The following is a 13,000-nucleotide window of genomic DNA, read 5'->3' on the forward strand; positions in this document are numbered from 1 at the left end:
TCAAGGAAGGCAATCGCGCCCGGTGGCGCGGCCGGGCTTCAAACCCGGTTGGGGACGGCAGCCGTTCCCGGGCAGGTTCGACTCCCGCTGCCTTCCGCCATTTTCTTTTGCCTGTCAGGGCCTCTTCGCGGGCACGCCCGCTCCCACAGGGCCTGCATAGCCCTCAGGCTGATGCTATCCCTGTGGGAGCGGGTTCACCCGCGAAGAGGCCAGAGCAGGCAGCAGTCAGGCCCGCTCCCCACACAGGTCCAGCGCAAACCAACGCTCCGCGCTATCGACATCCAGCCCGGCCCCCAGCAGCGCAACCATCTTGGCCAGCGCCGCCTCGCGGGTCATGCCGCCACCGCTGACCAGCCCGGCCCCGCGCAAGCGGTTACCGGCTGCATAGGTATCGAACACCACGGACCCTTCAGGGCACTGGCTGATCGCCGCCAGCATCACGCCGCGCTGGCGTGCCGCGCTCAGCACATCGAGCAATGCCTGGTCATCTGACGGCCCGGTACCGCTGCCGTAGCACTCCAGCAGCAACCCTTGCACGCCACTGCCCAGCAGTGCCTGCAAGTGCGCGGCCTGCAAGCCCGGGAACACCGGCACTACCGCCAGGTTCACCGGTTGGCGCGGGTGCTTGTAGCCAAGCTCGGCAGGGATCGCCGTGGCGCGCTCGCTGTCACGATGACGCGGCAGCGCGACAAAGGCGTCGAATGCCTCGCTGCGCAGTTTGGTCGCCCGGCTGCCATGCAACAGCTGGCCATGGAAGTACAGCTGCACGCCATCTTCCAATCCCTGTTCGAACTGGCGCAGGGCGCCGCACAGGTTACCCCAGGCATCGCTGTCTGCAGCGCCTGCCGGCAGCATCGAGCCAGTCAGCAGCACCGGTACCGGCAGGCCCAGCAGCAGGAACGACAATGCCGCCGCGCTGTAGGCCATGCTGTCAGTGCCATGCAGCACCAGCACGCCATCATGGCCAGCCACTTCTACCGCTGCGACGATGGCATCGCGCATCGCCAGCCAGTTGTGCTGCTGCATGTTGGCGCTGTCCAGCAGCGGGTCCAGTTCCTGCAAGGTCCAGCGCAGCTGTGGCGCATCGCTCATGTGGGCGAAGTGTTCACGCATGCGCGCTTCGAAACCACCTGCCGGCGCCAGGCCTTCGGGGGTTTCGAGCATGCCGATGGTGCCCCCGGTATAGAGTACGAGGAGATTCTTTACTGCTCGCATGGGAAGTATCCGTAGCGGTGAGCGGAGAAAGGTAAGCCGCCCACGGACGGGGCGGCTGGCAGGGGAGAATATCAGCGCTGCGTCTGGACTTCGCCGACTGCTTTGTGAGTTGCTGTTTCCGCCTGAGGATTGGCAGGCCAGGCATTGCGGTCCAGGTCCAGGTCGGCGAACTTGCTCGAGTCGAACACCGGCTGGTTGACACCGGCCTTGCGCTGCTCGTCGTAGTCGCGCATCACCCGCAGGCCGACCTTGAACAGCAGGGCCAGGGCAATCAGGTTGACGAAGGCCAGGCAGGTCATGGTGATGTCGGCAAAGGCGAACACGGTCGACAGGTCCTGCATCGAACCCCATACCACCAGCGCCAGCACCAGGCCACGGAACACCATCAGTACCACGCGGTTGCGGCTGAGGAACTGCAGGCTGTTCTCGCCCAGGTAGTAGTTGTAGAGGATGCAGGTGAACACGAACAGCGACAACGCCACGCTGACGAACACACGGCCCCAGTCACCCACTACGGCGGCCAGCGAGTTCTGGGTCAGGACGATGCCGTCACCTTCGAAGCCCGGGGTGTAGAAGCCCGACAGCAGGATCAGCAACGCGGTGCAGGTGCAGATCACGAAGGTGTCGAGGAACACGCTGAAGGCCTGGACCACGCCCTGGGCGCCCGGGTGTTTCACCGCGGCCACGGCGGCGACGTTCGGCGCACTGCCCAGGCCCGCTTCGTTGGCGAACACGCCACGTTTCACGCCCATGACGATGGCGCTGCCGAGCAGGCCGCCGAATGCCGGGTCGAGGCCAAAGGCGCTCTTGAAGATGGTTTCCAGCATGGCTGGCACGTGCTCGATCTGGGTGCCGATCACGTACAGGGTCACGCCGATGTAGGCCAGGGTCTTGACCGGTACCAGCAGGTCGGACACCGCGGCGATGCGCTTGATGCCGCCGATGAAGGTAATGGCCAGCAGCACGGCGAGTACGATGCCGGTGTGCTTGGGGTCGAAGGCAAAGGCGTTCTGCAGCGAGTGGGTCACGGTGTACGACTGCAGGCCGATGAAGGCGAAGCCGTAGGTGACCAGCAGCAGGATCGAGAACACGATGGCCATGCTTTTCAGCTTCAGGCCGTGCTGGATGTAGTAGGCCGGGCCACCACGGTACAGGCCGTCGCCATCGGCGCGCTTGTAGACCTGGGCCAGGGTGCATTCGAAGAAGCTGCTGGACATGCCCACCAGTGCGGTAACCCACATCCAGAACACCGCACCTGGTCCACCCAGGGTCACGGCAATGCCGACACCAGCGATGTTACCGGCGCCCACGCGGCCGGCCAGGCTCAGCATCAGGGCCTGGAAGGAACTCAGCTGGCCTGCCTGGCCACGCAGCGATTCTTTGAACACACCGAACATGTGGCCAAAATGACGGAACTGGACGAACCGGGAACGGATGGTGAAGTAGCTACCCAGCCCTACGATCAGCACAATGAGAAGTTTCCCCGAGAGGAAATCGTTGAGTACTTCGAGCATTGGAAAATGACCTCGATTCTTATTGTTCGTGTGGAAAGACCAGCGGACGGCAGGCGCACCGCTATTCGTTGGGGCGCATGGTTGGCTATGACAAGAGTGGTTACAATTTCGCGGCTTGCTCTGTTTTGGTGCGACTTGATGCTACACTTGCGCCATTCGCGTCACCTGAGTCCCCTGTCATGAGCGATCATTTCGCTACCAACCTCAAACTGGCCTGCAGCCACTACCGCTCTATCTCCGAAGTTTGCCGCCAGCTTTCGATAAACCGTGCGCAATTCAACAAGTACCTGAGCGGGCAGAGCCGCCCGACGGCTTACAACCTCAAGCGCATTGGTGATTTCTTCGGCGTCGAGGATTACGAACTGAATTTGCCACCCGAACAGTTCAGCCGCCTGATCGGTGCCCGCGTATCAACCCCGGCCGAGCAGCACGGCGATCCGATCAGCGAACTGTTCCGCCCGTTGCACGACCACGCGGGGAACCTGTCGCGCTATTGCGGCTATTACCTGGAGTATTCCAACTGCATGTCGGTGCCGGGCACGATCCTGGTGTCGCTGGTGCACCTGTGGGAAGAGCGCGGGCGCTTTCTGTTCGAGCGCCAGGAGCGCCAGGAACGCTCCAGCGCCACCGACCCCCATGCCGAGGTGCGTTGCCGCTACCTGGGGGCGGCGTTCCAGTTGCAGGACAGGATGTTTCTGGTCGACTACGAGTCGCTGACCTACAACGAGATGAGCCAGACCATCCTCATCCCCAGTTTCAAAAGCCGCATCACCCGCCTGAACGGCCTGAAGGCCGGCGTATCCAGCGGCGACCGGCGCAACCCTGCCTGCACCCGGGTGGTGTGGGAGTACCTGGGCGAGGAGATCAATCGCATCAATGCCTACCGGCAGGTAAAACTGTATCGGCCGGATGATCCACGCATAGATGACGATGTGCGTGAGCGCCTGAGCGTAGGGCCGTTGCGTAACAGTCTGTTCGAGATCGAGTGATGTATCGTCAGAGAACGAGTTGACGTAACCACTCGCCAATCGGGTTGCCTGGGTCGAGCAGCAACTTGGTTGCCATGATGCAGCAAACACAGACCAGCAATGGCTTGATCAGCCGGGGGCCAAAGTGCACTGCGCAGCGTGCGCCCAGTTGAGCCCCCACAAAAGCCGCGAACGCCATTGCCAGCGCCAGTGGCCAGATGATCGCCCCGCTGAGTGAAAAGACTGACAATGCGCCCAGGTTGCAGGCTGCGTTCAAAAGCTTGCTGGTACACACGGCTTGTATCAGGTGCTGGCCCAGCAGGATCACGCAGGCCAGCATGAAGAACGAGCCTCATTGAGAGTTTTCCTGTGATCAGCCACGCACCAGCAGCGGGTCTTCAGCGAGCACCAACGGTACTGCGAAGGGGGAGTATCCGAATTGACGGATGAGCAGGCGCCGGTTGTCCTGGAGCATGTCGCGGCCGTGCAAGGCTCGGCTGTTGTTGATCAACAGCGCGCTGACTGCGGTGGCGCGCGAGCTCCAGCAGCAGTTGATTGCGCGAGGCGAGGTATTGGCAACGAGGGCTCTGCGCCAGGGCGGTAATGTCGGGTAGATATTCTGGTACTGGTTCGTTGTTGCAAGGCATTTGCCTGTACATCAAGGCAGATAGTCGGCCTTCATTGAAGCGCTGGAGCAGCGCACGCTGATCCTCACTCAAGGCTTGCTCGAGCTGATCGGCGAATATACGAGCTTGAAGTGCTACGCCTTTGGCCTCCGGTCCCCCCAAGTCAGCAATGGTTTGGCTTGCAAAGGTTATGGCCTTGCTTTGCTCCGGGCTGAAATCCAGGTATGCAACTTCCGAATGAGGCATTGAACGTTCCCTGTACTTGTTTTTGTGAAGCTCCCCGGCTGGCAAGTGGGGCGTCGACTATTCAATGCGGTTGTGCTGCTGCATGGAAGTCAGCTCGTTCCTGGTATTTCGTAGGAGATTTCTGCCTGTGGTGGTATTGAACGGGGAACTTTGGAATCACTACCGGCTGTGGCATCGAACGGGTCCGGTGTTGGACTTCCCCGCCCGGAAACCGCAAAATGGCCACTTTCCTTCAATCAACCTCTCCGGATCTGCTGACTCTATGCGTATGCGCCTAATGCTGTTGGGTGGTGGCAATGCCCTCGGGCAAGCGCTGATTCGTCTTGGGGCCGAGGAGGACATTGCATTCCTGGCGCCGCGCCCGCCTGAGAACGGCTGGACGCCGGCCAGCCTCACCCAGTTGCTCGACGATCATCGTCCCGATGCCCTGGTCAACCTGGCCTATTACTTCGACTGGTTCCAGGCCGAGTCGGTCAGCGAGCAGCGCCTGGCCCAGCAGGAGCGGGCTGTGGAGCGCTTGGCGGAGCTTTGCCAGCACCACCAGATCACCCTGGTGCAGCCTTCCAGCTACCGGGTGTTCGATGGTTCGCGGGCCACGGCCTACAGCGAAAAGGACGAGCCGGTACCGCTGGGCCTGCGTGGCCAGGCGCTGTGGCGCATCGAGCAGAGCGTGCGCGCGGCTTGCCCGCAACACGTGCTGTTGCGCTTTGGTTGGCTGCTCGACGAAAGCATCGACGGGGCGCTGGGCCGCTTCCTGACCCGCGCCGAGCAACCTCAGGAGCTGCTGCTGGCCGATGACCGGCGTGGCAACCCGACGCCGGTCGACGACGCCGCCCGGGTGATCCTGTCGGTGCTCAAGCAACTCGATTGCAGTGCGCCGCTGTGGGGCACCTACCATTACGCCGGCAATGAAGCGACCACACCGTTGGCGCTGGGCCAGGCGATCCTTGCTGAAGCAGGCCAGTACCGCCAGCTGGCCGTGCAGGCGCCGACGCCGCAGGCCCATGCCGCACGGCCGGATGCCAGCGAAGAGCCGCAGCACGCGGTACTGGCCTGCAAGAAAATCCTTCATACCTTCGGCATCAAGCCGCGTGCCTGGCGCGCCGGCTTGCCGCCTCTACTGGACCGTTTCTACCGCCATGGCTGACGCCCCCATCCTGATCACCGGCGGTGCCGGCTTCATTGGCTCCCACCTGTGCGATGCGTTGTTGGACAAAGGCTACGCCGTACGCATTCTCGACGACTTCTCCACTGGGAAGCGGGGCAACCTGCAGGTCGGCCACCCACGGCTGGAGCTGGTTGAAGGCGATGTCGCCGATGCCGAGTTGGTCACGCAGGTTGCGGCTGGCTGCAGTGCCGTGGTGCACCTTGCAGCGGTGGCCTCGGTGCAGGCCTCGGTGGATGACCCGGTGCGGACCCACCAGAGCAATTTCATCGGTACCCTCAACGTGTGCGAAGCCATGCGCGTGCATGGCCTGCGTCGGGTGCTGTTCGCCTCCAGTGCGGCGGTGTATGGCAACAATGGCGAAGGCGAGTCGATCGCCGAAGACACCCCCAAGGCGCCGCTGACCCCTTATGCGGTGGACAAGCTGGCCAGTGAACAGTACCTGGACTTCTACCGTCGCCAGCATGGCCTGGAGCCGGTGGTGTTCCGCTTCTTCAATATTTTCGGGCCGCGCCAGGACCCGTCCTCGCCGTATTCCGGGGTGATCAGCATCTTCTCCGAGCGCGCCGTGAAGGGCTTGCCGATCACGGTGTTCGGTGATGGCGAACAGACCCGGGACTTTCTCTACGTGGGCGACCTGGTGCAGGTGATGGTGCAGGCGCTGGAGCAACCGCAGGTCGAGGAGGGGGCGGTGAATATCGGCCTCGACCAGGCCACATCGCTGAACCAGTTGCTGGCGGCGCTGGAGAAGGTGGTGGGCAGTTTGCCGGCGGTCAGCTATGTGGCAGCACGTTCGGGTGACATTCGCCATTCGCGGGCGGATAACCAGCGCTTGTTGGCGCGGTTCGAGTTTCCGCAGGCGACGCCGATGGTCGAAGGGCTGGCGCGGCTGTTGGGCAAGGGCTGAAATCCCTGGGGGCGCTTTGCGCCCCAATCGCCGGCAAGCCAGCTCCCACAAGAGCGAGTCCGCGGTCCCTGTGGGAGCTGGCTTGCCGGCGATTGGGCTGCACAGCAGCCCCAGAATCACTCATGCCGCACCACTTTTCGCAGGCAATCCCCTGCCGCCAGCACCCGCCCATCCCGGGCCCGCACCTGCAGTGTTTCCAGCGCCTGCCCCGTATCACCATCCACCAACTCCGAACGCAACTCACCCGCCTCGAACAGAAACCGCTCCCCCCATTGCCTCAAGCCAACCACCACCGGAAACACCGATCGCCCTTTCTCGGTCAGCACATACTCCTTGTAGGCACTGCCATCCGACGCCGGCTGCAGCGTCAGCAGCCCGCTTTCCACCAGCCACTTCAGCCGTGAGGCGAGGATATTCTTCGCCAGCCCCAGGTTCTTCTGGAACTCACTGAAGCGCCGCAAGCCATCGAAAGCGTCGCGCAGGATCATTAGCGCCCAACGGTCTCCCAGTACCTCCAGGGCCCTGGCTACAGGGCATTGCGCATTATTTTCATCGAGCATGTGTGGGAGCCTTCTGTGATCATCTGGTTGCAGATTAAAACCACATTTGCTAAATAGCCAGTATGTGGTTTCAATTCGAAACCAGATTGACGAGGCCAGCCCGATGAACCCTACGCTGACACGCTGGATAACCCTGTTGCTGGCCATCACCAGCGCCATGGCCGTGGCGACAGTGTATTTCGCCCAGCCTCTGCTCGAGTCGATGGCCGCTGACCTGGGCGTGGCACAGCAGCAGATCGGTTGGGTTGTTGGCGCGACCCAGGCGGGCTATGCCCTGGGGTTGTTGCTGATTGTGCCGCTGGGGGACCTGATCGACCGCAAGCGCCTGTTGCTCGGGCAGTTGCTGTTCTCGGCCGTGGCGCTGGTTGGTGTAGGCATGGCACCGAACTGGGCACTATTGCTGCTGGCCCTGGCCATCACCGGGCTGATGGCGGTCATGGTGCAGGTAATGGTGGCGCATGCAGCGAGCCTTGCCGCTCCCGGCCAGCAGGGGCAGGCCGTGGGTACCGTCACCAGCGGCATAGTGCTGGGCATTCTGCTGGCACGGCTGGTCTCGGGTGGCCTTGCCGACCTGGCTGGCTGGCGCAGCGTGTACCTGATCGCCGCAGGGCTGTTGTTGTTGCTGGCCCTGGTGCTGTGGCGCAGCCTGCCCACAGGGCAACCAGTGGCGCTGCGGTCTGGCTACCGGGCGCTGATCGTTGCCCAGTTCAGGCTGTACCGGAACGACCGGTTGCTGCGTCAGCGCGGGCTGTTCGGCGTGTTGATCTTCGCGGCGTTCAGCGTGCTCTGGAGTGCCATGGTCATGCCCCTGAGTGCTGCGCCACTGGCGCTGAGCCATACCGAGATCGGCCTGTTCGGCCTGGCGGGTGTTGCCGGCACATTGGCGGCAGCGCGCGCCGGTCGCCTGGCCGACCAGGGGATGGGGGAACGGACCACCGGGGTGGCGTTGGCTCTGCTGCTGCTGTCATGGCTGCCTACGGCCTTCGTCGGGCATTCACTGGTGGCGTTCGGGTTGGGTGTGCTGATGCTGGACTTTGCCGTGCAGGCGGTGCATGTCACCAACCAGAGCATGCTGCTCGCCGGGCGTGGCGCAATGGCCAGCCGGTTGATCGGCGCCTACATGTGTTGTTATTCGCTTGGAAGTGGAGCGGGGGCGGTGCTGGCGAGCTGGGTGTATGCCCATTGGGGTTGGGCAGCGGTGTGTGGGCTTGGGATGGGCATCAGCGCGGTCGCGCTGGGGTACTGGCTATGGCTGCAACGCGCGAGGGCGGCCGAAGCCGCCCTGCCGTGTTCAGGTCAGAACTTGTAGCCAAGGCCGACCATGTACACCCATGGGTCGACCTCGACGTCGACCTTGGTCTTGCTGTAGCCCAGTGCGGACGGGCCGTTGACGCTGGCCTTGGTGTCGATGTCGACGTACCAGACCGAGGCGTTGACCAGCAGGTTGTCGGTGATCATGTAGTCCATGCCCAGCTGACCGGCGATGCCGACCGAGTCCTGCAGCTTCAGGTTGCTGAAACCCTGCTGCTTGCGTGCACTGCTGAGGTCTTCATCGAAGAACAGGGTGTAGTTGATGCCGACGCCGGCATACGGCTGGAACTTGGAAGTCGGCTCCATCGGGTAGTACTGCAGCGACAGGGTCGGTGGCAGTTGCTTGATGTCGGCCAGCTTGCCGTCCAGGCCGCCGCCCAGGCCTTTGACGCCGACGGTGTGCTTGAACGGGGTGGCTGCCAGCAGCTCCAGGCCGATGTGGTCGGTGAGCATGTAGGCGAAGGTCAGGCCCAGCTGGGTGTCGCTGTCCAGGGTCGCCTTGGTGCCCGAGACTTTGTTGCCGTCGAATTTCAGGTCGCCGCTACTTTCGTTGGGAGCGGTGGTGATGGCACCGGCGCGGACGATGACATCGCCTGCCTGGTGGGCGTGGGCGACGGGGGCAGCGAGCGCCAGGGCCGCGAGGGCGGCGCTGAGCAAGGACTTGTTCATGGAAGCTCCCAAAGGACGTGAGTAATCGAGTAGTCCAATGGTACGGATGCGGTTAAACAGAAAGTTTGACCCAGCTCAAAGAAGCGTCGTCACGAATTCGAAACAGTTCTCATCTCAGCTCATAAGCGTATATTTTTTCGGCTTCCATCTGGTAGCCGGCGTCTGCCAGTTCGCTGCTGGAGGCTCTGACCTGCAGCTTTCCCTCGATCCAGTAGGGTTGGTAGAGGTCTTCTACGCGCACGCCCATGTCACTGAAAATATGCACGATCTGGTTCGAAGGTGGTGGTGGCACGTGGATGCACGCGCCGTAGTAGGGGACCAGCAGGAACTCGGTGGTGCGGCCTTCTTCGCTCACTTCCAGCGGCACGATGTAGCCGGGCAGTTTGATCTGCTGGCCGTCGAGGCTTTTTACCACCGGGGCATCGGGGGCCTGCTGGCGCGCCGGTGGGGCGGACTCGGCGGAAAGGGCGTTGCTGAGTTGCGACATATCGTGCAGCGGGGCGAGTTGGGGCTGGATAAGCGGGGCGCCTTCGGGGATGAGGGCGGGCCAGTCCAGTTCGCGGGGCTCCGAGGCCCAGGCAGGCGATGCCATTGAAAGCAGCACAACCAGTAGAAGTTGTACTGCCTGTGCTGGCCTCTTCGCGGGTAAACCCGCTCCCACAGGTCTTGCGCAGGCCTTGAAGCTTTTGGTGGACCCTGTGGGAGCGGGTTCACCCGCGAAGAGGCCAATGAGATATTGGATCATTGCACGCCCTCAGAGGTGAATGGACAAGCCATCGGCCAGCGACTGCCGATAGGCCCGCCACGCCGGCACGCTGCCCATCAGCAGCGCGGCTCCCAGGATGATAGCCAGCAACGTCCACTCATGAGCGCTCGGCATGGCCAGCGGCAAATACAAACCATAGTTGGCCTGCACGTACCCCTGTGCCAGGGCGATACCCGCATACAGCAAACCAAGCCCGGCAGCGATCCCGACCGCCGCCAGCGACAGCGCCTCCAGCACCAGCAGCCCCGCGATATGCCACGGCCTGGCGCCAACCGAGCGTAGTATCGCCATCTCCCTGCGGCGTTCATTCAGGCTGGTGAGAATTGCCGTAAGCATGCCGATCAGGCCGGTCAGTACCACGAACAGCGACACCACGAACAATGCCTGCTCCGCAGTGCCCATCAGGCTCCACAGCTCCTGCAGGGCTACCCCTGGCAGGATCGCCAGCAACGGCTCGTTGCGGTATTCATTGATTTCCCGCTGCAGGCTGAAGGTCGCGATCTTGCTGTTCAGGCCGAGCATGAATGCAGTGATGGCGGCAGGTTGCAGGTCCATGGTCCTCGCCTGCTCGGCGCTGATACGCCCGGCGCCACGGGCCGGCACGCCGTTGTGCCAGTCGATGTGGATGGCTTCCATGCCGCCCAGGCTGATATGCAGCGTACGGTCTACCGGCGTGCCGGTGCGCTTGAGCACACCGACCACGGTGAACGGCTTGTCGTCGTGCTTGACCAGGCTGATAGCTGCGACACCATGCGCCAGCACCAGCTTGTCGCCCAACTTGTAGTGCAATGCCTCGGCCACTTCGGCACCGAGCACCACCTCGAACGGATCATCGGCAAACGCGCGACCCTGGCTCAATTCCAGGTGCTGACGGCGGCCGTACTGGTAATGGCTGAAGTAGTCGCCGGTAGTGCCCATTACCCGATAACCGCGGTGCGAGTCGCCCAGCGAGATGGGGATAGCCCATTTCACCCGCGGGTCTTTGGCGTAGTGCTCATAGCTGTCCCAGCGGATGTTGTTGGTGGCGTTACCGATGCGGAACACCGAGTACAGCAGCAGGTTCACCGAGCCGGAGCGGGCGCCGACGATCAGGTCGGTACCGCTGATGGTGCTGGCGAAGCTGGCCCGGGCTTCGGTACGGACCCGCTCCACGGCCAGCAGCAGGCACACCGACAGGGCGATGGCGAAGGCGGTGAGGAATGCGGTGAAGCGGCGGTTGGCCAGGCTGGCCAGGGCAAGGCGGAGCAGGTACATCAGGCCTCCCGGGGCTTGGCGGCACGGTTGAGTTCGGCCAGCGACAGGTGGCGGTCGAACAATGGCGCCAGGCTCTGGTCGTGGCTGACGAACAGCAGGCTGGCACCGGCGGCGCGGCATTCATCGAACAGCAGGCGGATGAACGCTTCGCGGGTGTCGGCATCCAGCGCCGAGGTCGGTTCGTCGGCGATCACCAGTTCGGGTTGGCCGATCAGTGCGCGGGCGGCGGCAACCCGTTGCTGCTGGCCGATCGACAGGCTGTCGGCGCGCCGGGCCAGCATGGCGGGGTCGTCCAGACCCAGGTGGGCCAGCAGCGTGCTGGCTGCCTGGTCGACACTGCCATGGCGCTGCTCGGCGCGGGCCTTGCGACTGCGCGAGAAGCGGCAGGGCAGCTCGACATTTTCGCGTACCGAGAGGAACGGCAGCAGGTTGAACTGCTGGAAGATATAACCGGTGTGGTCGACCCGGAAGCGGTCACGGGAGCCTTGGCCCAGGCTGCCGAGGTCCTCGCCGAGCAGCTGGATGCGGCCCTGGCCCGGCACGTTCACCCCACCCAGCAGGCCCAGCAATGTGGTTTTGCCACTGCCGCTGGGGCCCTTGAGAAACAGGGCCTCGCCAGCCTCAAGGCGGAATGCCGGAATATCCAGCAGCGCCGGCTGGCCGGGCCAGGCGAACACCAGGTCATGCAGTTCGATCAACGGCTGGCGCATTCAGAACGCGACCGCGGCCTTGGCCGGCGTGGTTTCCACGCCTTTCTGGCCATTGGGGCCAATCAGTTGAACGTTTATCTTCTGCGTGGCCGGGAAGGCCTTGAACAGCGGAGCGAGGTCCAGCTGCGCCAGTTTGTCGGGGTTGGCGCAAGTCAGCTGGTAATGGGCGCCAATGTCGCTGTGCTGGTGGCCATGCTCGTGCTCGTCACCCTCGTCGTCGGCTTTCGGGGCATCACCGAACAGCGGGCTTTCCAGTTCCTGCTGGTCTTCCTTGCAGCCGGCGGCAGCGGGCAGGCCGAACAGCTTCAGTGGCTGCTCCAGTTGCTGGCGCACCGCCGCGACCTTGGCCTTGTCGGCGTCGCTGCTCGCAGCATGTTCGAAGCCGACCAGGTTCATTGCCGGGCTGTCCAGCTCCAGCTCAAGGGTATTGCCATCGAGCACGGCATTGAGCTTGGCCACGCCATGCTCGTGGGCGCCAAGGGTGCCGTGGGCGTGGTCGTGATCATGGTCATCATCGTGGGCATGGGCCACGGCCAGGGGCAGCAAGGCGAAGGGCAGGGCGAGCAACAGGCGACGCATGGACGACTCCGGAGCGGGCGGGAAGGTTGAGTTATGTTATAACAACTTTTCTGCGCGCCGCCAGCCTGCATCACGCAGGTTTCATGTTGCGGTAGGATGGCGGCATTGACTTGGCTTCAGGGAATGCAGCATGAGAATTCGTGGACAGATTGGTGACTGGCCTGTGGATCTGACCATCGAGTTGGCGCCTGAAGAGTGGGCGCAACTGGGGCGGCAGGTCGAATTGCCCGCGGTGTCGCAGACCGCAGCAACGGAAACCGTGGCGACAACTCGCCAGGATGACGGGCAATGGATTGCGGCACGTGAGGTGTTGCGCCTGGCAGGGCAGATGAGCGGGCCGGAATTGCTGGATCGGTTGGAAGGGCTGGCGGGGAGTACGGCGGCGGGTAAGCGGCTGCTGGTGCGCTTGCGGCATAGCAGTGAAGTTAAGGTGGAAAGTGGCGTGGACGCGCCGGTGTATCACTGGGTGGGATAAATCTGTATTGCCTGTGCTGGCCTATTCGCGGGTAA

The 13,000-nt window shown here is 63.2% G+C and carries 14 protein-coding genes, 1 tRNA gene and 1 pseudogene; 6 read left to right on the forward strand and 10 right to left on the reverse strand.

Features of this window, described 5'->3' with window-relative positions; genetic code table 11:
• Positions 1 to 4 precede the first annotated feature (4 nt).
• A tRNA-Sec gene (locus RIN61_RS14345) sits at positions 5 to 100 on the forward strand.
• Positions 101 to 225: 125 nt separating this feature from the next.
• On the opposite strand, the gene RIN61_RS14350 is transcribed toward RIN61_RS14345, so the two are convergent.
• Complete coding sequence (locus RIN61_RS14350) at positions 226 to 1,215, reverse strand: asparaginase (protein WP_207879698.1); 990 nt, start codon at positions 1,213 to 1,215, stop codon at positions 226 to 228.
• A gap of 71 nt (positions 1,216 to 1,286) precedes the next feature.
• Positions 1,287 to 2,729 (reverse strand): alanine/glycine:cation symporter family protein, encoded by a 1,443-nt coding sequence (locus RIN61_RS14355; RefSeq protein WP_112254079.1) that lies wholly within the window; start codon positions 2,727 to 2,729, stop codon positions 1,287 to 1,289.
• A gap of 179 nt (positions 2,730 to 2,908) precedes the next feature.
• Here RIN61_RS14355 and RIN61_RS14360 point away from each other — a divergent pair, with 179 nt between their 5' ends.
• On the forward strand, positions 2,909 to 3,718 hold the full coding sequence (locus RIN61_RS14360; protein WP_112254080.1) for a helix-turn-helix domain-containing protein: 810 nt from the start codon (positions 2,909 to 2,911) through the stop codon (positions 3,716 to 3,718).
• 7 nt (positions 3,719 to 3,725) lie between these two features.
• Here RIN61_RS14360 and RIN61_RS14365 read toward each other — a convergent pair.
• Together RIN61_RS14365 and RIN61_RS14370 are read right to left on the reverse strand one after the other, a co-directional pair.
• Positions 3,726 to 4,049: pseudogene (locus RIN61_RS14365) on the reverse strand (TSUP family transporter); the annotation flags it as partial.
• Positions 4,050 to 4,095: 46 nt separating this feature from the next.
• Positions 4,096 to 4,569 (reverse strand): hypothetical protein, encoded by a 474-nt coding sequence (locus RIN61_RS14370; RefSeq protein WP_313852497.1) that lies wholly within the window; start codon positions 4,567 to 4,569, stop codon positions 4,096 to 4,098.
• Positions 4,570 to 4,831: 262 nt separating this feature from the next.
• On the opposite strand from RIN61_RS14370, the gene RIN61_RS14375 reads away from it, so the two are divergent.
• Together RIN61_RS14375 and RIN61_RS14380 are read left to right on the forward strand one after the other, a co-directional pair.
• Positions 4,832 to 5,716, forward strand: coding sequence for a sugar nucleotide-binding protein (locus tag RIN61_RS14375; RefSeq protein ID WP_024086179.1), 885 nt, complete (start codon positions 4,832 to 4,834; stop codon positions 5,714 to 5,716).
• On the forward strand, positions 5,709 to 6,641 hold the full coding sequence (locus RIN61_RS14380) for an NAD-dependent epimerase/dehydratase family protein (RefSeq protein ID WP_207879696.1): 933 nt from the start codon (positions 5,709 to 5,711) through the stop codon (positions 6,639 to 6,641). Before RIN61_RS14375 ends, RIN61_RS14380 begins: the two co-directional genes overlap by 8 nt.
• Positions 6,642 to 6,757: 116 nt before the next feature.
• On the opposite strand, the gene RIN61_RS14385 is transcribed toward RIN61_RS14380, so the two are convergent.
• Complete coding sequence (locus RIN61_RS14385; RefSeq protein WP_112254082.1) at positions 6,758 to 7,201, reverse strand: winged helix-turn-helix transcriptional regulator; 444 nt, start codon at positions 7,199 to 7,201, stop codon at positions 6,758 to 6,760.
• Between the two features lie 103 nt (positions 7,202 to 7,304).
• On the opposite strand from RIN61_RS14385, the gene RIN61_RS14390 reads away from it, so the two are divergent.
• Entirely contained in the window at positions 7,305 to 8,510 is a 1,206-nt protein-coding gene (locus RIN61_RS14390; RefSeq protein ID WP_112254083.1) for an MFS transporter, read from the forward strand.
• Here the strand turns inward: RIN61_RS14390 and RIN61_RS14395 are convergent.
• From RIN61_RS14395 to RIN61_RS14415, 5 genes are all read right to left on the reverse strand, one after another.
• Positions 8,498 to 9,181: an OmpW/AlkL family protein gene (locus RIN61_RS14395; RefSeq protein ID WP_112254084.1), complete on the reverse strand. Its 684-nt coding sequence runs from the start codon at positions 9,179 to 9,181 to the stop codon at positions 8,498 to 8,500. The genes RIN61_RS14390 and RIN61_RS14395 overlap by 13 nt on opposite strands.
• Before the next feature lie 109 nt (positions 9,182 to 9,290).
• Entirely contained in the window at positions 9,291 to 9,773 is a 483-nt protein-coding gene (locus RIN61_RS14400) for a DUF3299 domain-containing protein (RefSeq protein WP_313857614.1), read from the reverse strand.
• Between the two features lie 162 nt (positions 9,774 to 9,935).
• Positions 9,936 to 11,201 carry an ABC transporter permease gene (locus RIN61_RS14405; protein WP_112254086.1) on the reverse strand — a complete coding sequence of 422 codons (1,266 nt, stop codon included), beginning with the start codon at positions 11,199 to 11,201 and terminating at the stop codon, positions 9,936 to 9,938.
• Complete coding sequence (locus RIN61_RS14410; protein ID WP_112254087.1) at positions 11,201 to 11,911, reverse strand: ABC transporter ATP-binding protein; 711 nt, start codon at positions 11,909 to 11,911, stop codon at positions 11,201 to 11,203. The genes RIN61_RS14405 and RIN61_RS14410 overlap by 1 nt, the downstream gene beginning before the upstream one ends.
• Entirely contained in the window at positions 11,912 to 12,490 is a 579-nt protein-coding gene (locus tag RIN61_RS14415; RefSeq protein ID WP_112254088.1) for a DUF2796 domain-containing protein, read from the reverse strand.
• A 130-nt stretch (positions 12,491 to 12,620) separates the two neighbouring features.
• Here RIN61_RS14415 and RIN61_RS14420 point away from each other — a divergent pair, with 130 nt between their 5' ends.
• Positions 12,621 to 12,965 (forward strand): hypothetical protein, encoded by a 345-nt coding sequence (locus tag RIN61_RS14420; protein WP_313852504.1) that lies wholly within the window; start codon positions 12,621 to 12,623, stop codon positions 12,963 to 12,965.
• The last annotated feature ends 35 nt before the right edge of the window (positions 12,966 to 13,000 follow it).

Origin of the sequence: Pseudomonas inefficax (assembly GCF_032164165.1) — a bacterium.
Lineage (GTDB): Bacteria > Pseudomonadota > Gammaproteobacteria > Pseudomonadales > Pseudomonadaceae > Aquipseudomonas > Aquipseudomonas inefficax.